The following is an 18,884-nucleotide window of genomic DNA, read 5'->3' as shown; positions in this document are numbered from 1 at the left end:
AGTTTTGGTGTCTTTGAAATATTTTATGCCATTCCCCAAGATACCTTTGTTAGTGGGACTAGTTTGAGAAAAGGCGCCTCACCTTCCTTCCATGGATCCTTTCTGACCCACTCGAACTTTTCAAAAAACTTGGAATATATTTTCTTGAACTGGGCACCGTTCTCGATTATCTCAACTTTGCCCTGTGCAAGTATGGCTTTGTGGCCACCTGGTCTGTATATGTCGACAGATATTGCTGCATATTTGTTCGCCTTGATGTTCTTGTAGGTTCTTGTGTGATAGTCAGTGGCAATGAAAAATGCACCACCATCGAAGATGAACGAGACTGGTTTGACGTGAGGCATTTTTTTACTTGTGGTTGCAAAACGTGCCTCTTCAATTGAGGCCAGAAATTTTTTCTCTTTTTCTGAGAATCTTATCAACTGAAAATCCGCTCTCTTACTTGTGGAATCTTGGAGTAAATTAAATCGCGAATCTTTATCTGGTCTTGCTCTGTAGGTATGCCCTGCCTTACTGCAGCAACCGCGGTGCTTGCCATGCCAAGTGCCATCCCCATTACGATTCCATAAACAAATTCCTTCACATTGCTTACTTTTAGCTCATCCTGGTTTTGTTCTATTTCGCTCATGTATGATGGTATCATTGCCAGAGCGCCATCAAGTGTCTGGTTGATTAGCTGTTCAAGCTGTTCATCATCACTCATGGATGTACTGAAAGGCTATTGGTAATAAATCTGCCAGCCACATAATGCTTTTAATGCTCAAATTTTCATACCCAAACAATGTTTTCTTATTTTACTGTGGCCAATGCCAATGAGGCACTCCCAAAAGTGATTGAAAAATACAAGGCGTTAAAAAAACAGAAGCTCGAAGTCGAGCGCCTTGAGGCAAAGCTGAACTCGCAAATGTCCATCTCTTTTAATCTTGCAGAATATGCAGCAATAAAAAGAGAGTTAAACTCGGCAGTCACAAAATTCTATCAGGCAGTAGAAGATCTTGAGAATACCGGAGTCGTACTCAAAAGCCTTGAGGAAGGACTGCTTGACTTTCCTTCAAAAAGATTTGATGATGAAGTCTGGCTGTGCTGGAAAGAAGGCGAGACTGAGATAAAGTTCTGGCACGAAAAGGATGTTGGCTTTATGGGTCGCAAGCCTTTGAGCGTAAGCGACGAGTCCCTTGTATGAGTCTGTCAGTATGGTTCAGAGTAATTAGGGTAAAGTTTCTCCTAGCGTCAGTCATAGCGGTCTCGCTTGGCCTTGCAGTATCGTACTGGAAGGCCCAGAATATCGATCTTACAAGTGCGGTAATCACTATGGGCGGGGTTGTAGCATTGCATGCAAGCGTTGATCTGCTAAACGACTACTGGGACTACAAACGGGGAATCGACACTGCTACCAAGAGAACAAAGTTCAGCGGCGGCACAGGTGTACTACCGGAGGGCCTGCTAAAGCCGTCTATCGTTTATCGTGCAGGAATTCTGTTTCTAGTACTTGGCTCGCTTGCAGGAGTATATTTTGTTGCACTGTATGGATGGATAATTGCAGCAATACTTGGGTTTGCAATCATTTCAATTTACTTTTACTCTACAAGAATAGTCGATTCCGGACTAGGCGAGATATTTGTCGCAATAAAAGGATGTATGATCGTGCTTGGCACATCATACATTCAGACACAGTTCATCACCGCAACCGACATTGCAGCTGGCATTATAGCAGGCACGCTCTCATCATTTGTATTATACATCACATCGTTTCCTGACCATGATGCAGACAAGCAAAAGGGAAGACGAACGCTTGTCATAGTGCTTGGCAAGGCATCGGCCTCAAAGGTATTCTGGGCGTTTCCTGCAGTGACGTATGGTTTTGTAATCGGCGGCATTGCATCTGGACTTTTTCCTGTTTTTTGCCTACTTTCTTTAGCTTCATCTTTTTTTGCACTTGATGCAGGCAGGAAGATTACTGCAAGCATAAATGATGAAAAAGAGTTTCTTTCCGTTATGAAATCAACGCTGCTGTTCAGCAGGATAACTGGCGCATTGTTTGTGGCAGGATTTCTAGTTTCGTTTGTTGCAGATAATTACGGTTAAATTCGTACCCTTCCTAGGGATTTTATGATTTCAGGATTTTCCACGCCGGAAGGCACAAAAAAGTTCTCAGAAAAGCACGGACTTGCAGCAAACTTTAGGCTTGTTCATGGATTGACGCTCTCGAACGTCGGTATGGGAACCTATCTTGGGAATCCTGATGCGGCAACGGATACACTAGTAACTGATGCAATAAAAAAATCAGTCATGGCAGGCATAAATGTAATTGATACTGCGATAAACTACCGGGCACAAAAGGCTGAACGCTCTGTTGGAAGGGCATTATCTGAGCTAATACAGCAAGAAAGCATAAAGCGAGATCAGATATTTGTTAGTACAAAGAACGGGTACATTACAAATGATGCTGACATAAAAGAAGACTTTTGGGCGTATGTACAGCGCGAATACACAAAACCGGGAATCATAGGCCCGGACGATATTTCATCCGGATACCATTGTATGAAGGTCTCTTATCTTGAGGACCAGCTGAATCGAAGTCTCAAAAATTTGGGACTAGAATGCGTGGATCTGATGTACCTGCACAACGCAGTAGAAGGACAGATTCAGGACATATCTAAAGAAGAGTTTGTAAAAAACCTAAAGCAGGTCTTTGAGATGTACGAGCAAAAACGCAGAGACGGCAAGATAAGATTCTACGGCATGGCCACTTGGGAGTGCTTTAGGGTGGGCGAAGATAATCCGCAGTATTTGTCACTAAGTGAGACTGTGAGTATTGCAAAACAGATTGGCGGAGACGACCACGGTTTTAGATTTATTCAGCTTCCATACAATATGTATTATGATCAGGCATTCATGGCAAAAAACCAAAAAATCGACGGTATCCAAGTCTCGGTACTCGATGCTGCACAAAAACTTGGCATCGGTATCTTTACTAGTGTACCGCTCATGCAGGGAAGGCTCCTTGCACCTGGGACAATACCGGAGTTTGGCCAGCTAAAGCCATCACTTAGATGTCTCCAGTTTATCCGCTCAACTCCTGGTGTGCTTGCCCCGCTTGTGGGTCAGAAAGATCCATCCCACGTTCAGGAAAACTTGGAAATTCTCAAAGTGCCACCAATGTCGCATGATGAGTTTATCGGACTTGTAAGGAAACTCGTGCCGTCATACTAGTCATTTTTTACTTTGCCGCCAAAGTCAAGAATAGATGTTGATATGTTGGGCACAGTTCTCTGAATATCCAACAATATTCCCTGCTTTTCAGTTGCCTGTATCTGCAGATATTCGCCTGTAGACGGCCTGTCCTTCTCTGAGTAAATTATTACAAGGTTCATTATCTCGCCGTTCTGCAGGTACTTGTCACCGTCAAGGTTGATTATCCAATAAAGAAACGCTACAGTTTCCTGCGGTTTTTGTTCATCTATTAGCGGGTTGGCGCTTATCAGACCTTGCTCTTTTGCAGCCTTGATTGCAGATCCTACAGAATTGTATGATGTTCCGTACAGCGTTCCTGCATAGATGTTCTCCTGTGTTATGGTATAGCTTGCGTCTTTTATTATCTTGTAGGCAATTTTGATATTTGATGTATCAAGATCCACTATTCCATTTATGGTGGTGGTTATGGGCGTTGCTGTAACCATTACCTCATTTGCAGCAACTTGCGCGGTTCCAGTCATGCTACCTACAACTTGAAACGCATTGGCAGAATCTGTTACTGCGTCCTCGATTACATCCTTCATTACCTCGCTTGATGAGAATCCAGAGTTCATCACAGTCCATGTCATTCCTATTGCGACTGCAGCAAATGTGACTAGTGCGGCGTTGTGCCAGAACAGCAAGCCCGCCCTATTTTGAAATCTCAACGTATTATGTGGATTCCAAGTGACTATTTTTTCTAGTGTGTTTGAGCTGAACGGATAACTTTCTCATTCGTTTTATATTGTGCGTTCTGTGAAAGGCTGCATGAGCTGCCTACCAAAATTTTCTAGCAAGGCGTTTTTGGCTCCCATGGCAGGCGTCAGCGATGCAGCACTGAGGCTGCTTTGCAAGGAGATGGGTGCAGGTCTTGTTGCAACAGAGCTTACAAGCATACATGCAATAATTGCAAAAGAAAGGCAGCTAAGACTTGAGGGCAAGAAAATAACTGAATTTGTCGAGTTTTCTGAAAAGGAACGGCCCATATCAATACAATTGTTTGGCTCAGATCTTGATGCACTTGGAAGGGCAGCGAAAATAGTAGAACCATTCTTTGATATAATTGACTACAATATGGGCTGTCCCGCCCCGCACATAACACAGCAGATGGCCGGAGGAGCACTACTTCAAAATAACGACCTTACAAGAAAGATATTTCGAACACTTGTCTCGTCTGTGAAAAAACCCATCACGCTAAAGATGCGAGCAGGCATCAACGACCCGGATAGATTCAAAGACATAGCACGAATTGCACAGGAGGAGGGAATACAGATGATAACGCTTCATGCAAGAACTGTAAGACAGGGCTATTCTGGACAGTCTGATTGGTCACTGATACGAAAGCTAAAAGAAATTGTAGACGTGCCAGTGGTGGGCAACGGTGATATTACAAGTCCGGAACTTGCAAAAAAGATGCTAGATGAGACAGGATGTGATTATATCATGATTGGCAGGGCGGCCATGGGGAATCCGTTTCTTTTCAAGCAGATTGGCGAGTACATTATGACTGGCACATACCAGGAATACTCTGCAAGATACCAAGTGGAAATGTTTCTCAAGTACGCCGAATATGCCTTACACTATAACATAAAATTTCCAAACATACGACAGCAGGCAATGAGGTTCACAAAGGGACTTGTGGGAAGCACTAGACTAAGAGATAGGATAATGGTAGCAGATACTATAGACGATATCCGAACAGTGATGTTAGAAGCATAGTATCTGTGAGTCTATGTACAGCCAAGTGTATAAATAGAAAATATGCCGGGTCTAGTTATGCCCGTGGATCCTGTGTGCGGAATCGAAATGGATGAGAGCCTTGCAGTTACCTACGAATACGACAGTAAGAAATATTTTTTCTGTTGCAACGGATGCAGACGAATCTTTAAGAAAAAACCCAAAAAATGGGCAAAAAAGAGCTAAACTGGAAACTTGCCACACATCCTACAAAATCTGGACTCTATTCCAGCATTGCAGTCGGGGCATTTTTGAACTCCAATTGAGCTTGGGGGGTCATGGTTTTTGCGGAATATCTCATAGTATTGTAGCGACTCCTTTGTCCTGATTGTAACGTTGTCCTTTTCTTTTATCTGCCTTGCCCTTTGAGCAAATACATGATCTGGAATAGAGTGCTCAAAAAACTCTGTCAGCCCTTGAGTTCCAGCCCCCTCCTGCATCGGTGATTTCTCTCTCCAAACTATTGACTTTGGTATTTTATCTTCAAAGACCTTGCGTAAAATCAGCTTGCCATATTTTTTACCATCGTGTTCCCCGACAAGCATGTTTGCAGGAATAGTTTTTGCAAATTTGAGTACATTAGTGCTACAGAAAGGGGACTCTACAGCTATGCCTAGTGCCTTTCCTATCTTTTGAGATGGAAAGTGCATTATTTTTCTAATTCTGTCTAGCTCGACCTGTAGCTCACTTTCGGTTTTATTTAAAAGGAAATTATACCCTGCAAATATCTCATCTGCCCCGTCACCGGTGACTATTCTATCAAAACCTAGATTCTTTGCTTCATCAAATGCAAGGTATGCCACTACGTTGTTTCTTATCTCTATGTCATTGAAGTTACCAAGTATTTCCACCGTCTGCTCTATTGCATGGTATATCTGATCTATCTGGCACATCTTGATTGAAAGTGGCATTTTGAATCTCTTGGCGGCAAGCTGGCAATAAGTTAGGTCACTTGCAATAAAGTCTTTTGAAATGACGGATATTGCGCTAACTCCTTTATCTTGCAGAAAGTATGCGATGATTGCACTATCAAGTCCGCCTGAGAGTGAGATGGATTTGGCGTTGCATTCTAAGACGGCATTTTCCAGTATTTTGTATGTCTGTTGGAGAACCTGATTCATATTGATATCTGTATTGATTTGAAATTAAATTTTGAGTTCTGGCAATCTTTGGATTTAAAACAATGTTTGTTGCATTTTGAATGTAAATGCAAATTAGTTTAAGCTAAATTTATCCTGTCAAAATAATGTGTGTGATTTTGTAAATGTTGATGTGCATGTTAACTTTAAATATATTGTAGGCTGATTTTTGCTATTGCTACTGCCTGCCGAGATTGAATCAAAAACGCTAATTCCTGCACTGCGCGCCATACTGGCAAAAAAACTAGCAGAAGAGCACAAGATACGCGAAGATGAAATATCGAAAATGCTTGGAGTAACTCAAGCTGCAATCAGCAACTACATACGTGGGACTAGAGGTGACCCAAAACTAATCCAAAAACTTGTTGCCGATGAACAGGTATCACAGATGATAAAGGAGCTAAGCGAGCGACTTGCTTCGGATATGGCATACACCCCATCAAGTCTTGCCAAATTCATTAGTTTGTGCAACTATATCAAGTCAAGTCTATTGATATGCGAGATACACCACAATCTGGAATCTAACATAGATGAGGCAATCTGCAAAGAATGTGAGAACATGTTGCTAAAAGGGCCAGGCAGCGTATACTAGTTTTTTACAATTAAAATCTCTATTGTTGAGATCATTCTTTTCCCAAACTCGTTTTCTGAATCAAGAAGTATGTGCTCTATGGTGCAAACTCTGTTTAGCATCTTTTCCACTAGTATGTTTGCAATGGCAACAGCACTTGGAATGGAGCCCCCCTTTGCAAGCAACATGCCTTTGCCATGCTTGTTGATTATAGTGAAAACATCAAGTGCAGCCTGCATTACCGGCTCGTTTCTGACATGATATATGTAAGGTTCTGTCCTTTTTTCAGCAACTCTTAATTCCTCCGTTGTCTCCCCCATACTAATCATTGAGTTTTTCCAAAAATGCAGCGTTTTTAAGTTTTATCGACGATTTGTTCATTAGTTGAAATAATCTATTGGAATATTCTGATAGTCGCCATTTGGCAATCTACGTCTGATTACGATTGGGATTGCTCTGTCTTCTAGCTCTTTTAATGCGATATCTAGTGATGTTCTTGCATCTGGTGGAATCGATATGAACGGTGGTGCACCTTGTGAGAGTTGTAGTGCACGTGCTCCAAGAATTCGTGCTTTCTCAAATCTTGTCAATGTCGGTGGCCCGATTGCAATCTTGCCCTTCCCTGCAAGCGGTATCTCGACTGCTTGGTGGATTGGGTCGACATCGATAATTTCTCGCTGTTCCATTTCCTTTATTTTCTTGTCTAGCTCGGCTCGTTCCTCATCAGTAAGTTCTTTTGTCTCAAAAATTTTCCTGTATGCGTTAATTGCATCCTCCATCGAGGTATCTTCGCTTACTTCTTCACCTGCCGGTCTGACAAAATCTGGTTCCTCTTCGATCTCTTCTGTAATCTCAACTTCAGCTTCTTCAGGATCGGACAAGTGAAAAAACTCACTTGGTACGGTTATATATTCATACGCGAAATCTCTGTGAATGAGCGCCGGCTCCGTATCTGGTCTACGTCTGATTTTAGAAGTCAAAGGTAAGGCAAAACTCAACTGCGAGCTAAAACGACACCTCTCACCAAAAACAGTAGGATTGATATCGCGATCACTACCGCTTTCTGGCAACACACACTTTCTTGGGCAAAGCATAGTCTATTTTGAAACGATGGTAAATTCTGGTGTAGAAAGACAAAGAAAAGAGTTCAAAAAAGGCGATATTGCATTCTCGCCTACTGGTAGTAGCATCTGCATTTTTGTTGCAGATGTGATAACAACCAAACCTATGACGCCTATAGGAAAGATACTAGAAGACGTTGAACTATTAAAATCTGCCAAACCCGGTGACGTGTTGTCGCTTTATGAAGTTGGCTGATATATCCAGTGGCCGCTAAATCCGCCGGCTCTTTTTACTGCGCCTTTCTTTAGAAGACCAACAAGGCACGTATTTGCAGTAGATATCTTGACTCCTGTCTGCCTTGCAAGCTCGGTGGCGGTGATAAAATTATTTGATTTTATGAGCTTGAGCGCTTGGTCCTCGTTTACTATGACTGTAATCTCTGCTTTCTTTTCCTGTTTTTCTTGCTTTTTGTCTTTCTTGCCGCCTGATTCTTTTTTCTTGTCGCTTTCCTGGCTTTTTTCCATTTGAGCTGCACTCTTTTTTTTGTCTCCGCCCATCGTCTAATGGCTTATTTCATCCATTTATAACGATTTACGTAATATCTGTGTCAAATCCATAAAATCTGTTCGTGTATATTTTACAAACTAGATTTAGTATACCAAGTGAAAGGATAGGAGTTAGAATGACGCGTAGGTATCTGGACCGCAAGACAAAGGAGCGCTACAAGCGCCTTATGCGATCTGATGATTATCCAAAACACATAACGGAACACGGCCCAAAGATTCCCGAGCTTGACGAGACGCTAACGCCAAAGAGGATCATATATCTGAAGGACGTCTCAGCAGAGCCATGTTCACTGAGCGAGATTCTTGAGGAAAAGATCTCCGAGCTAAACAAGACTGCCGAGGAAACTAGCAGGTACATAAAACATGTGAATAACCACCTTGACCAGCAAAAGATCAGAATAAACGAACTAAAGAAATTCCAAAAAATATTTGAAAAACAGATTGCATCACTTGATGCAAATCAAAAAGTGCAACAAAACTAATTCTAAATTCTCCCATGCTTGCTTATCGTGATTGCAATTTGAGCAGGATCAAACGGTTTTAACACATAGTCTATTGCCCCCGCACGCATAGAGTCCTGAACTATGTGGCTTTTTCCAGTGGACGAGATCATTATCACTTTGGCAAAAGGATCGATTTTCTTGATTGCCCTTAGCGCCTGTATGCCGTCTGCTTTTGGCATAAGCACGTCCATTGTCACAAGTGTAGGTCTGTGCTCTTTGTATTTCATTACTGCTTCCACACCGTCTGCTGCTTCAATGATCTTTGTTGCAAGCATATTTGATTCTATTATCTTTCGTATTGCACGCCTTGTAAAATGCGAGTCATCAACTATCAATATGGATGGTTCCCAGTCTTCGCTCAATGCAATCACTTTGCGTTTGCCAGTGCGTAAAGCACGTTGGTCTTGTTTATGATGCCAACAAGCTCTCCGCTACTGTTGCTTACCCCAAGACTATCTATCTTCTTCTCAAGCATCAATTTGGCAGCTTCCATCATATTTTGATTGGATCTTATGCTGATAATTCCCTCACTCATTACCTCACCTGCTTGCTTTGAGCCAACGAATCCTGACTCTGACCACAGCCTGTTTTCTTCTGAATATGTGGTAAGACTTGACTGGACTATGCTTAATTTGTTAATTGACATAGTAATTCTAAAAATATCTCCGTTTGTTATTATCCCTACAGGAGTCTGATTTTCTGTTATGACAACACGCGAGACATCACATGTGATCATCTTTTTGATTATCTCGTGCAGTTTTGATTCCACGTCTGCAGAGTAATAACTTATGGTCATGTAATCAAGTACCTTGCTGGTATCGTGCATCCTGTTAACATAGTATTGTAACAGATCTGTTTTAGTGACTATTCCTAAAAGATGTTGGCGTGAGCCGATCCCAAGTGAGCTTATCTTGTTGATTAGCATTGTTTGTGCTGCTTGCCTGCACGTAAGGCTGTCAATAACATAACAAATACTGTTCATTATCTGGTCCACAGTAATCTCATCAAACCGCTTACCACTTCGTTCGTTGTATAGGAATCTGATAATGTCTTTATCAGTAACTATGCCTACTGGCAGATTCTTATCAAATATGAACAGCTTACTTATCCCATTGGTGATGAGGTTTATTATGACATCGTACAGATTATCAGAAACGTCAGCCTTGATAATATCTGCATTCTTTATTTCAATCACAGTGTCATCTGGTGACGAACCTACAAGGTATTCTGAGTGTGCCATTTGCTAGAATTGGCAAATTCGCAATATTATCTCGTAGTTAGTTTGTTACGAACAAACATTTTGTCTGTGGTGTTTCAACTATAAATATAATGTAATTAATCCACATGCATGGGAATCGTGGCAAAAGGTGCCAAATGCGACGTCGATGGATGCAGTAACGACGGAGCACGTTCGCTAAACTCCTCAAAGGTGGAAAATGCGGGTATGCGCCTAAGATCATCTGCCAAAAAGGCAGTTCTCTGTAAGGACCACTACAAGGAATGGAAGAAAGAAACTAAGGATGACCGCGAACTAGAACGAGCTAGATTCGACAGATTCTAGTGCTTTCTTTTTATTTTGGCCTTGCCTTTGTGAACGTTTTGCAGATAATCCTGCTGCAACTTTGAATAGTATTTTGAAAGATCTTTGTATATTCTCTTTGGCTTTCTTGGCTTTTGCGTTGCAAGCACATATGCCGCTATTATTGGAAATGCAATAGTAGAATCGGCATAAACTGTGACTGTGCCAGAATGCGCATCCTGCACCTTGCCCCAGCTTTTTCCTTCTTGCAGTGTCGCTCCAGAAAGTCCTCCAGTATCAGGTCTTGCATCAGTAATCTGTATTATGTAGTCTTGACCTCCATCATTATTACCGAGTATTTGATCTAACATCGGACCTGTTTGTTGTGCTGTATTCTTGGGCACGCCACCCCCAAGTTCAACTATTGCCGATTTTTTAGAGTTGTAAACTATTGCCGCCTGCTCAAGAATCTCTCGCACAAAGTCAAGATTATAGACTTTATTCTGCAGTCTATGCACTCCCAAGTTCATCGCAAGTGAGGAGTCCTTTAGGGTGGAAACGTATACTGGAACATCGTATTTGTACGCAGATACAAGGAAGCTTTTTTCCGGATACTTTGCATTCTTGGCACTTAGCATGCCCATGATGTTACAAAATTCAGCAGTGGTAAACGGTTTGCCAACTAGTTGGTCTCTGAACATCTGTTGCACGACCTTATCCTCGGCCGCAAGCGTTTCAATAAATTTTATGTAAACATCTCTTATCCGGACTATTTCCTTCTCGTACAATATCATGTCATCAACTTCAAAATGGCCCTGTTTTACTGGAAAGCCTCTTGCAAAATGATCTTCATGGTACACGTTCGCACCAGTGGCAATTATCCAGTCAACAAAACCTTTCTCTATCAGAGTCTTTATGATGCCGCCAAAACCTACTGGTGTCATGGCGCCCGCTACGGTAAGACAAATGACTGCATCTTCTTCAATCATTCTTGCGTACAGCTTTGCCGCATCCCCAAGCTGCCTTGCATTGTAACCGGTGCTTGAGAAGACATCTACAAGATCCTCTATGGTTGTCTTTGATGTGAGCCGGATATGTGGTATGTCCTTGCCTTTAAAATGATGGTGATCCATGATCAGGAGTTTTCGTATTGGTATAATAATCCTGTGTCTGAAAATAAAATTCTTAAAATGTACATAATTGTTTTAGATGTCAGTTGAAAATAATCGATGTTGCAAATCCACAACGGGTCAACCGTAATCCTGATAAAACTATGACTCTTCTTTCGTCAGGAAATTTTGTAGAGTATGGTGTCACAGTAAAGAGAGTCGAGATGCGTCTGTATATTGAAGGCAGCGATCCAAAACTTGGATCGTATTCACTGATAACTGTTCTTGTTCAGACAGACATGGGAGAAATCGAATCAACATACGATGAAGGGTACAGAGGCGATAATGCCCTTGAGCACACATCTCAATTCGTTCTGAATAATCTGGGATTATCTGGCATAATACTTCGTTCCGTAATTACACTAAAAGAAGAGACGAAACAGAACAATGTAAAATCAAACTGAAAGTAAGGGGAACAGTTGGTAGGGCTCTACCAAAAGCACTATGGTCTGGGGAACCGTTCCCGTAACTACATGTATGTGTTATGCATATAATATGAATTCAGCTAATCTTATGATAAATCAGCTGATCACATTAGCAATTGTAATATGAGAAAAATCAATTATGACAACGTTGGAAACAACAACCATCTACAAAGAGAACAGACTGCACGATCTGGCATATCTTGGGATTAGGTTGGCACTAGGTGCAATATTTATCGTTCACGGATATGCCAAAGTTGACGCAGGTTTTGCCGGCTTTCTTGGCCGTCTTGGCCTGCCTGCAGAAATGCAAATACTGATAGCTCTGGCAGAAATTGTACCAGGAGTATTGCTAATTGCAGGAGTGATAACAAGAATATCTGCTTCCATCCTCTCTACAATCATGTTGGGAGCAATTTTCTATGTGAAAAAACCAACCGAGTTGACAGGACAGGCAGGCTTTGAGCTCGAGCTAATTCTGCTGGTTAGCAGTTTGCTTCTTGTAGCAGTCGGCGCCGGAAAGTTCTCAGCTTCGCACACTTTGAAGAAACTACCGGGCTTTCTAAAATAATCTTTCTTATTTTTTGCTAGTTACACCATTTTACTGTGTTTTCAGTATGGAAAAGATCAAATACTACTCAGAATCAAGACTCATTCTTGAGAATAGATAGCTGCAGAAACTGTGGTAATGCCCTAGAGGTCTCCAAGTACTGTCCAGTATGCAACCAGCCACTGCAGTTTATCTGTATACATTGCGCCCATTTTGCTGACGATCCGATACATACTGGATGTGCTCAAAATAAAATGATAAAACATACACTAGCTTAGGCAAATTGGCCTTGCAGTGGCCACAAACATTTAATTCAATATCATCTTTCCTCGAGATTGTGCGTATACTACAGTTACACTGCGACAGCATAGAATACAATCCAACGAAAAAAGAGATCAAATCCGCAGAAGAGATCACACCGGAACCAAAGAAAATAGAGGAGGTAGTAGTGGCCTTTATCGCAATAGAAGATGGTGATGATTCCGAAGTTGCAAGAAAGGCAATTGCGGAGATCACTGCAAGCATGGCAAAGGTAGGGTGCAACAGATTATTGCTTTACCCGTATGCGCATCTGAGCTCAAACCTTGCATCACCTTCGATCGCACTTTCACTTCTAAAGGAAATGGAATCAAACGCAAACTGCGAGGTCTCGCACGCACCATTTGGCTGGACAAAATCATACAATATCAAGGTCAAAGGACACCCGTTGGCGGAGAGCTCAAAAGTGATAACAAAGGAAGGACATGAACACGAAGACGGTCATACCTCGGAGGCACTGAAATCAGAATCAAAGATCAAGTCGTACTGGTACATAATGACTACCGATGGCATAATGCATGAAATCGACAATTTTGACTTTACAAAGCATGAAAAACTAGAGATTCTCTCAAAGTATGAATCTGCAAAGAAACGGTCAGTTGATGAGCCCCCGCCACACGTGAAGCTGATGAAGAAGATGGCCATCGCAGATTATGAGCCAGCATCTGATTCTGGTAACATGAGGTTTTATCCGAACGGACGACTCATAAAATCACTTCTTGAAAGATACGTCACAGACGAGGTGAAAAACTATGGTGGTCTGGAAGTTGAAACACCGATTATGTATGATTCGCATCATCCTAGTATGGAAAGTTACTTTAACAGGTTTCCGGCAAGACAATATAATATCAACACCGAGGGAAAGCAACTCTTTTTGCGATTTGCAGCATGTTTTGGCCAGTTTCTGATGGCAAATGATTTTCAGATATCATACAAGAATCTACCGCTAAAGCTGTACGAGCTTACGCGATACAGCTTCAGGCGCGAACAATCAGGCGAGCTTGTGGGCCTCAGAAGACTGCGCGCATTTACGATGCCTGATTGTCATGCATTCTGCCAAGATATCCCACAGGCCATAACTGAGATAAGGAAGAGATTTGATCTTTCTCGTTCTGTACTCAGAGAAATAGGAATAACGGAATCTGATTACGAAATGGCAATAAGATTTACAGAAGAATTCTATAACGAACACAAGGAAATAATTGTAGACCTGGTCAAGAAAATGGGCAAGCCGGTACTTGTGGAAATGTGGAAGGAGCGCTTCTTTTATTTTGTACTTAAATGGGAATTCAACTACGTTGACAACCTTGGAAAGGCATCTGCACTCTCAACTGACCAAATCGATGTCGAAAACGGGGCAAGATATGGAATAAAGTTTTTCGATGAGAGTAATACTCCGCACCACCCTATAATTCTGCACAACTCGCCTAGCGGTGCAATAGAGCGTGTTGTTTATGCGCTTTTGGAAAAGGCTGCATTTGAACAAAAAGAAGGGAAAAAACCACAGCTGCCGCTCTGGCTCGCTCCTACTCAGGTAAGAATAATACCACTAAAGGAAGAATTCCTAAAGTACTGCGAGGATCTGGCAGACAGACTGAGCTCCCAGAACATACGCGTGGATATTGACGATAGGAACGAGAGTATAGGAAAAAGAATTAGGGAATCGGAAACAGAATGGATAAGGTATAGCCTCGTTATAGGAGAAAAAGAAATCAACAAAAAAGAGCTGGCAGTAAGGGACAGGCAATCTGGCAATGTAAAAGAGATACCGTTTGAAGAGTTTGTTAGGGAAATAAAAGAGCAGACAAAGGACAAACCATTCACAAAGTTGAATTTGGCAAGGCACCTCTCAAAGCGTCCGCAGATAATGGTCTAGTTTGTTTGGAATAAACAGACCAATCTAAAATAGCATGGAAATACAACAAATGAGAATGGGCAGAAACATACTCGTGGCAGAAGACAGTCCATCATACGCGCTACTTTACAAGCAGATATTCGAGTCACGAGGGCATACGGTGACTGTTACTAGTGATGGAGAGGAATGCGTTGCATTATACAAGAATATGACTGCAAACTCTGATGCTAGGCAGTTTGATATGGTGATTCTGGATTACTCCATGCCAAAAAAGAACGGACTTGAGACTGCAAAGGAGATTCTTCAGATACGGCCAGATCAGAGGATTCTCTTTATTAGCTCGTTCGGAGATGAGCTTACGCCAAAGCTTCGCGCCTTGAGCAACGGGACTAACATAGACGTACTGGAAAAACCGTTCAACTCCCAGAGCCTGATACAGAAAGTTGAGTTTGAAATTGAGGGACAAGTACAGACCGGCCTGGTGCTCCAATAATGATCTATTGATTTATTTTCTAGTGATTTTAAAGTAAAAATTGAAATTGAGTTATCTTGATTTGTATATGACCAAGAGTCCGTACATAATTAGCCCGGATGACAGAGCTGAGCCTGCTGCCATTGTATTTGGAATCCCATTTGACTCTACGCATTCTTACAAGCCAGGATGCAGATTTGGTCCTGAAGCAATACGCAGCGCATTCAACAACATAGAGATTTTTCATCCGGATTTACAAGTAGACCTCGAGTCCGTCAACATACAGGATCTTGGCAACGTGCACCACACAGTAAACGTAGAAGAGATGACAGATATGGTTCACAAGCTTACTAGCGAGCTGATTGCAAAGAACAAACTGTTGATAATCCTTGGAGGCGAGCACTCTCTTACATTCCCGACATATACTGCATTCCCAAAGGACACCGGCTATATGGTGTTTGATGCACATTATGATCTACGCTCGCAATACGCAGGTGTTCGACTCAGTCATGCTGCATACCTCAGACGCATAGTGGAAAAAAATGGTGCAGAAAACATAATCCATGTCGGGGCTCGCTCGTTTGTAGGAGAAGAGCTTGCATTTCTTAAGGAAAATAAAATCAAGACCATAACAGACAAAGACATCCGGGATGGAAAGGGCCCAAAGATGGTATCTGACGCTATTTCTACCTTCAAAAAAGTGTATGTGAGTGTAGACCTTGACGTATTAGATCCAGCGTTCGCTCCAGGAGTTGGCAACCCTGAAGCCGTAGGAATCACATCGCGAGAACTGTTTGATATGGTCTATGCTATGGATGGCCACAAGATAGCGTGCCTTGACATAGTGGAACTAAACCCTGCATTTGATAACGGTGCTACCTCATCGCTTGCAGCCAAGCTAATGTCAACTATGATTGCCATGAGTATTAAATAGAATCTTTTCTTGTTACAAGGTAACCAATGCTAAACAATTTTAGAGACTCACTCAAGCCGCATCTTGAAAAAATAGGTACTGTGTTTGCATCTACAGGACTGTCGCCCAATTTCTGGACTGCAGTAGGACTTGTCTTTGCATTTGCTTCGGCTGCAGTATATGGGCTTAACATGCACATCTCATACGCTGCAATAATAGGCGGCATTTTATTGTTGGTGTCTGGATTCTTTGACATTGTTGACGGTCAGGTGGCAAGGATCACCAAAAAGGTCTCAAAGAAGGGCGGTTTTTTGGATTCAGTATTTGACAAGGTCGCAGAAGTTGCGATATTTCTTGGGATTTTGGTCGGCAACTTTGCAGAGCCTCATATGGTACTCTTGGCAATAACACTGTCACTTCTTGTAAGCTATTCGCGTTCACGGGCAGAATCTCTTGGCGTAAAACTACAAGGAATCGGAATTGGCGAGCGTGCAGAGCGATTGCTTGTGATTGCGATAATTGGAATGATCCCAGGACTCATGCCGTATGCTATACTCGTAGTTGTGATAATTGCTGGCATAACGTTTGTTCAAAGAATAGTTGTTACTGCAAAGAATATTTCGGACTAGTATAGTCTGCCGGCTTGTCTTCTAGAATCAGCTGATCGGATTTTGAGTATGCCAAAGTGAATTGCGCATGATATGCAGTACCACTTGAGAACCTTGGGTGCTGCAATGTATGCTCCTTGCGCTCTAAGCTCACGTGCAAGCGATTGTTCCACAAGGCTCAATCTTGAGGTGACTTTTTTTGCCTTGTCCTTCGGTACGGTTGCGCCGCAGTTGGTGCACTGGATCCTGTCTGATGATCCCTTTCCACCTTTACGACGGCCTCTGCTTGCTCGCTTTAATGGCATGGCTTCCATTCAGAGTGCCTCTTTATATTCTTGGTGCGATATGTGGGCTAGTCCTGCTTTGGGGTCACACTATACACGTCAAGCTTGTTTTCTACATCAATGTCATACGAAGTCACTTTCTCAAACCGGTATTGCTCGATCTTTTTTACCTTCTCATAGAGAGGCTGGCCTATTATGAGCGTGTTTGGTTTTGCAAGCGAGTTTATCTTCGAGCATGTGTTGACGGTGGTTCCAAAAATATCGTCAATTGAGGATGTAGCGATGATTGCAACTCTGACAGGACCATAGTTGGCACTTATACGGTAGCTTAGCTCGGGCAACTCCTCCTTTCTGAGCAGCTCGTTTATCATGGAGCGTGCCTCGATTACTTTCATATTGCATCTTAGCATCTCTGCAAACGGGCCAGCCTCGTCAGTGTCAGTCTTTGGGAAATAATACAGTAGAGCATCTCCAATGTTTTTTACTACAACTCCGCCGTTCTGAGTTATTATCGTGGCAAGCGAGTTTAGGAAGATGGAATAAAACTTGCTTGTTTGCAGGTCACTTAGTTTTGCTGTGAGTTTAGTAGAGCCTACTATATCTACAAAACAGACACAATAATTGGAGCTGAACTGGGAGAACTGTAGCAGTACTTCTTTTTGTTGTCGTATGACGTCTTCACGCTCTTTTATTTTTAGGAGCGAGTCCTGAATCTTTTCTGCCATCTGATCAAATGCGCGAGAAAGCTGGCCAATCTCATCATTGGTTCTGATATCTGTTCTTATGTCAAAGTTGCCATCTGCTAACACGTTTGCTGCATTTTTGAGTTTTATGAGGGGCTTTGAGATTAGCTTTGAGAGAAAGTATGCGGCAATTGCGACGGCTACGGTGATTGTGATTCCAAGCATGATAATGTTCTGGCGCAGCGTGATTATAGGTTGGAATACCTCCTTGTCATCTATTTCCACGAGCAAAATTAGCCCCAAATCACTCATGCAGTTTGATGATCCGAGAACTTGTATTCCTCGATAATCGTCATAAAGGCCATAATGATTCTTTCCACTTGAAAAGCAAAGCTCAACTGGATATGTGTTGACCTGCTGATTGAATGCAGCATTTTCAATAAATCTGGATTCTGATACCAAAAGTCTTTCCTCGTTTACAATATATGATTCACCAGTGTTTCCAAGGCCAAGCCGATTTAGTAAAATCTGATCAATTGATTGTGTATTCATAGTCACAATTGCAACTCCACTTGCCTTTTGATCTTTTGGATTCTCGTAGATGGGGGTGGCAGCAACAAGCAGTCTCTTACCGTTTTCATATGTGATTTCGATGAACGGCTTGTTAATGCCAAGATTGAATGCGTGATCCTCAAGAAAGTCTTTCTTGCTTTTTGTGTTTATCAATGCAAAAAGTCTCTTTCCGTCCTTGCTGACTATCTCTACGTTTTCAAGGTCGTTTGCGCCACCTATGCTGGATTCAAAGGCTTGAATTTGTATTAAAAAGTCGATTCTTTTTTCTGCCACCTTTCTTGCAAACTCTTCATCATTGTCTATCACATTAAACTCGCTTATCAGTTTGCGAATCATCGGATCTGTGGATATTACCTGGATTTGCTGGACTTTAGAGCCAAGCGTGTTTCTTATCGAATCACCTCTTATTGCTGATTCACTGTTAAGGTGGTCTGCTATTCGCTCTTCCACAATTATGGTTGTATAGTGAAATGAGAGTGTTATTGTAATGCCTATTCCAACAAGCGACACTAATATGACTAGGGTTACTAGTTTTTTATCAAGCGTTACGGGAAGGCCTCTCATAGTGTTACTCTGGAAAGTCAGAATATCTCCTTTTCCTAGATTTTTAATACGGAGAGCAAATACGTGAATAGTAAATTTATTCAGGTGTGTGGTAATACAATCATGCGCGGACTGTGTCATGCGTGTCTAACATCCAACGTAG

The 18,884-nt window shown here is 42.1% G+C and carries 27 protein-coding genes; 15 read left to right on the top strand and 12 right to left on the bottom strand.

Translation table 11 applies throughout. The features are described from left to right. Positions 1 to 23: 23 nt before the first annotated feature. Together NITUZ_RS04535 and NITUZ_RS04530 are read right to left on the bottom strand one after the other, a co-directional pair. Positions 24 to 422 carry a pyridoxamine 5'-phosphate oxidase family protein gene (locus tag NITUZ_RS04535; RefSeq protein WP_048195749.1) on the bottom strand — a complete coding sequence of 133 codons (399 nt, stop codon included), beginning with the start codon at positions 420 to 422 and terminating at the stop codon, positions 24 to 26. Continuing rightward, entirely contained in the window at positions 419 to 703 is a 285-nt protein-coding gene (locus tag NITUZ_RS04530; protein WP_048195747.1) for a hypothetical protein, read from the bottom strand. The genes NITUZ_RS04535 and NITUZ_RS04530 overlap by 4 nt, the downstream gene beginning before the upstream one ends. Before the next feature lie 78 nt (positions 704 to 781). On the opposite strand from NITUZ_RS04530, the gene NITUZ_RS04525 reads away from it, so the two are divergent. The 3 genes from NITUZ_RS04525 to NITUZ_RS04515 are packed head-to-tail and all read left to right on the top strand — an operon-like array spanning position 782 to position 3,213. Continuing rightward, entirely contained in the window at positions 782 to 1,183 is a 402-nt protein-coding gene (locus tag NITUZ_RS04525) for a DUF2203 domain-containing protein (RefSeq protein WP_048195745.1), read from the top strand. Continuing rightward, entirely contained in the window at positions 1,180 to 2,085 is a 906-nt protein-coding gene (locus tag NITUZ_RS04520; RefSeq protein ID WP_081844860.1) for a prenyltransferase, read from the top strand. The genes NITUZ_RS04525 and NITUZ_RS04520 overlap by 4 nt, the downstream gene beginning before the upstream one ends. A 24-nt stretch (positions 2,086 to 2,109) precedes the next feature. Beyond that, on the top strand, positions 2,110 to 3,213 hold the full coding sequence (locus NITUZ_RS04515) for an aldo/keto reductase (protein WP_048195743.1): 1,104 nt from the start codon (positions 2,110 to 2,112) through the stop codon (positions 3,211 to 3,213). Here NITUZ_RS04515 and NITUZ_RS04510 read toward each other — a convergent pair. After that, positions 3,210 to 3,902: a hypothetical protein gene (locus NITUZ_RS04510; RefSeq protein ID WP_155991337.1), complete on the bottom strand. Its 693-nt coding sequence runs from the start codon at positions 3,900 to 3,902 to the stop codon at positions 3,210 to 3,212. The two genes, NITUZ_RS04515 and NITUZ_RS04510, sit on opposite strands and share 4 nt — an antisense overlap. A gap of 100 nt (positions 3,903 to 4,002) precedes the next feature. Between NITUZ_RS04510 and dusB the strand changes: the two genes are divergently transcribed. Together dusB and NITUZ_RS04500 are read left to right on the top strand one after the other, a co-directional pair. Further along, a complete protein-coding gene (gene dusB, locus NITUZ_RS04505; protein ID WP_048195739.1) occupies positions 4,003 to 4,953 on the top strand; it encodes a tRNA dihydrouridine synthase DusB in 951 nt (316 codons plus the stop codon). A gap of 42 nt (positions 4,954 to 4,995) precedes the next feature. Further along, a complete protein-coding gene (locus NITUZ_RS04500) occupies positions 4,996 to 5,157 on the top strand; it encodes a YHS domain-containing protein (RefSeq protein WP_320409003.1) in 162 nt (53 codons plus the stop codon). Here the strand turns inward: NITUZ_RS04500 and NITUZ_RS04495 are convergent. Next, the gene (locus NITUZ_RS04495; protein ID WP_048195735.1) at positions 5,154 to 6,092 is read right to left on the bottom strand and encodes an asparagine synthase C-terminal domain-containing protein; all 939 of its coding nucleotides are present in this window, start codon (positions 6,090 to 6,092) and stop codon (positions 5,154 to 5,156) included. The genes NITUZ_RS04500 and NITUZ_RS04495 overlap by 4 nt on opposite strands. Positions 6,093 to 6,285: 193 nt before the next feature. Between NITUZ_RS04495 and NITUZ_RS04490 the strand changes: the two genes are divergently transcribed. Continuing rightward, positions 6,286 to 6,702, top strand: coding sequence for a transcriptional regulator (locus NITUZ_RS04490; protein WP_048195733.1), 417 nt, complete (start codon positions 6,286 to 6,288; stop codon positions 6,700 to 6,702). Here the strand turns inward: NITUZ_RS04490 and NITUZ_RS04485 are convergent. Both NITUZ_RS04485 and NITUZ_RS04480 read right to left on the bottom strand, forming a co-directional pair. Continuing rightward, positions 6,699 to 7,010 carry a DNA-binding protein gene (locus tag NITUZ_RS04485; RefSeq protein WP_244443809.1) on the bottom strand — a complete coding sequence of 104 codons (312 nt, stop codon included), beginning with the start codon at positions 7,008 to 7,010 and terminating at the stop codon, positions 6,699 to 6,701. The two genes, NITUZ_RS04490 and NITUZ_RS04485, sit on opposite strands and share 4 nt — an antisense overlap. Positions 7,011 to 7,061: 51 nt before the next feature. After that, positions 7,062 to 7,562, bottom strand: a complete 501-nt coding sequence (locus tag NITUZ_RS04480; protein WP_048195731.1) for a DNA-directed RNA polymerase subunit K — start codon at positions 7,560 to 7,562, stop codon at positions 7,062 to 7,064. 52 nt (positions 7,563 to 7,614) lie between these two features. Between NITUZ_RS04480 and NITUZ_RS04475 the strand changes: the two genes are divergently transcribed. Further along, positions 7,615 to 7,998, top strand: a complete 384-nt coding sequence (locus NITUZ_RS04475) for a cyclophilin-like fold protein (protein ID WP_048195729.1) — start codon at positions 7,615 to 7,617, stop codon at positions 7,996 to 7,998. Here NITUZ_RS04475 and NITUZ_RS04470 read toward each other — a convergent pair. Continuing rightward, positions 7,983 to 8,300, bottom strand: a complete 318-nt coding sequence (locus NITUZ_RS04470; protein ID WP_048195727.1) for a putative DNA binding domain-containing protein — start codon at positions 8,298 to 8,300, stop codon at positions 7,983 to 7,985. The two genes, NITUZ_RS04475 and NITUZ_RS04470, sit on opposite strands and share 16 nt — an antisense overlap. A 125-nt stretch (positions 8,301 to 8,425) precedes the next feature. On the opposite strand from NITUZ_RS04470, the gene NITUZ_RS04465 reads away from it, so the two are divergent. Next, the gene (locus NITUZ_RS04465; RefSeq protein WP_048195725.1) at positions 8,426 to 8,791 is read left to right on the top strand and encodes a hypothetical protein; all 366 of its coding nucleotides are present in this window, start codon (positions 8,426 to 8,428) and stop codon (positions 8,789 to 8,791) included. Between the two features lie 2 nt (positions 8,792 to 8,793). Here NITUZ_RS04465 and NITUZ_RS04460 read toward each other — a convergent pair whose 3' ends face one another. Beyond that, entirely contained in the window at positions 8,794 to 9,174 is a 381-nt protein-coding gene (locus NITUZ_RS04460) for a response regulator (protein WP_239654948.1), read from the bottom strand. A gap of 5 nt (positions 9,175 to 9,179) precedes the next feature. After that, positions 9,180 to 10,052 (bottom strand): CBS domain-containing protein, encoded by an 873-nt coding sequence (locus tag NITUZ_RS04455; protein ID WP_048195723.1) that lies wholly within the window; start codon positions 10,050 to 10,052, stop codon positions 9,180 to 9,182. A 108-nt stretch (positions 10,053 to 10,160) separates the two neighbouring features. On the opposite strand from NITUZ_RS04455, the gene NITUZ_RS04450 reads away from it, so the two are divergent. After that, complete coding sequence (locus NITUZ_RS04450) at positions 10,161 to 10,373, top strand: hypothetical protein (protein WP_048195721.1); 213 nt, start codon at positions 10,161 to 10,163, stop codon at positions 10,371 to 10,373. Here NITUZ_RS04450 and NITUZ_RS04445 read toward each other — a convergent pair. Further along, positions 10,370 to 11,464, bottom strand: a complete 1,095-nt coding sequence (locus NITUZ_RS04445; protein ID WP_048195718.1) for a homospermidine biosynthesis protein — start codon at positions 11,462 to 11,464, stop codon at positions 10,370 to 10,372. The genes NITUZ_RS04450 and NITUZ_RS04445 overlap by 4 nt on opposite strands. Before the next feature lie 83 nt (positions 11,465 to 11,547). On the opposite strand from NITUZ_RS04445, the gene NITUZ_RS04440 reads away from it, so the two are divergent. The 6 genes from NITUZ_RS04440 (at position 11,548) to NITUZ_RS04415 (ending at position 16,659) form a co-directional block, all read left to right on the top strand. Further along, positions 11,548 to 11,904 carry a hypothetical protein gene (locus tag NITUZ_RS04440; RefSeq protein ID WP_048195715.1) on the top strand — a complete coding sequence of 119 codons (357 nt, stop codon included), beginning with the start codon at positions 11,548 to 11,550 and terminating at the stop codon, positions 11,902 to 11,904. 169 nt (positions 11,905 to 12,073) lie between these two features. Beyond that, a complete protein-coding gene (locus NITUZ_RS04435; RefSeq protein ID WP_081844874.1) occupies positions 12,074 to 12,493 on the top strand; it encodes a DoxX family protein in 420 nt (139 codons plus the stop codon). A gap of 316 nt (positions 12,494 to 12,809) precedes the next feature. Continuing rightward, positions 12,810 to 14,666 carry a threonine--tRNA ligase gene (locus tag NITUZ_RS04430; RefSeq protein WP_048196083.1) on the top strand — a complete coding sequence of 619 codons (1,857 nt, stop codon included), beginning with the start codon at positions 12,810 to 12,812 and terminating at the stop codon, positions 14,664 to 14,666. Positions 14,667 to 14,700: 34 nt separating this feature from the next. Then, positions 14,701 to 15,138: a response regulator gene (locus NITUZ_RS04425; RefSeq protein ID WP_052370072.1), complete on the top strand. Its 438-nt coding sequence runs from the start codon at positions 14,701 to 14,703 to the stop codon at positions 15,136 to 15,138. Positions 15,139 to 15,184: 46 nt separating this feature from the next. Then, positions 15,185 to 16,051 (top strand): agmatinase, encoded by an 867-nt coding sequence (gene speB / locus NITUZ_RS04420; protein ID WP_177309459.1) that lies wholly within the window; start codon positions 15,185 to 15,187, stop codon positions 16,049 to 16,051. Between the two features lie 26 nt (positions 16,052 to 16,077). After that, on the top strand, positions 16,078 to 16,659 hold the full coding sequence (locus NITUZ_RS04415) for a CDP-alcohol phosphatidyltransferase family protein (protein WP_048195708.1): 582 nt from the start codon (positions 16,078 to 16,080) through the stop codon (positions 16,657 to 16,659). Here the strand turns inward: NITUZ_RS04415 and NITUZ_RS04410 are convergent. Then, the gene (locus NITUZ_RS04410; protein WP_048196076.1) at positions 16,656 to 16,943 is read right to left on the bottom strand and encodes a 30S ribosomal protein S26e; all 288 of its coding nucleotides are present in this window, start codon (positions 16,941 to 16,943) and stop codon (positions 16,656 to 16,658) included. The two genes, NITUZ_RS04415 and NITUZ_RS04410, sit on opposite strands and share 4 nt — an antisense overlap. A 47-nt stretch (positions 16,944 to 16,990) precedes the next feature. Next, on the bottom strand, positions 16,991 to 18,742 hold the full coding sequence (locus NITUZ_RS04405; RefSeq protein WP_048195707.1) for a cache domain-containing protein: 1,752 nt from the start codon (positions 18,740 to 18,742) through the stop codon (positions 16,991 to 16,993). Positions 18,743 to 18,884 lie beyond the last annotated feature (142 nt).

Origin of the sequence: Candidatus Nitrosotenuis uzonensis (assembly GCF_000723185.1) — an archaeon.
In the GTDB taxonomy this organism is placed as follows: domain Archaea; phylum Thermoproteota; class Nitrososphaeria; order Nitrososphaerales; family Nitrosopumilaceae; genus Nitrosotenuis; species Nitrosotenuis uzonensis.
Note: the sequence above shows the minus strand (reverse complement) of the source record. Positions and strands in the feature narration are given on the sequence as shown.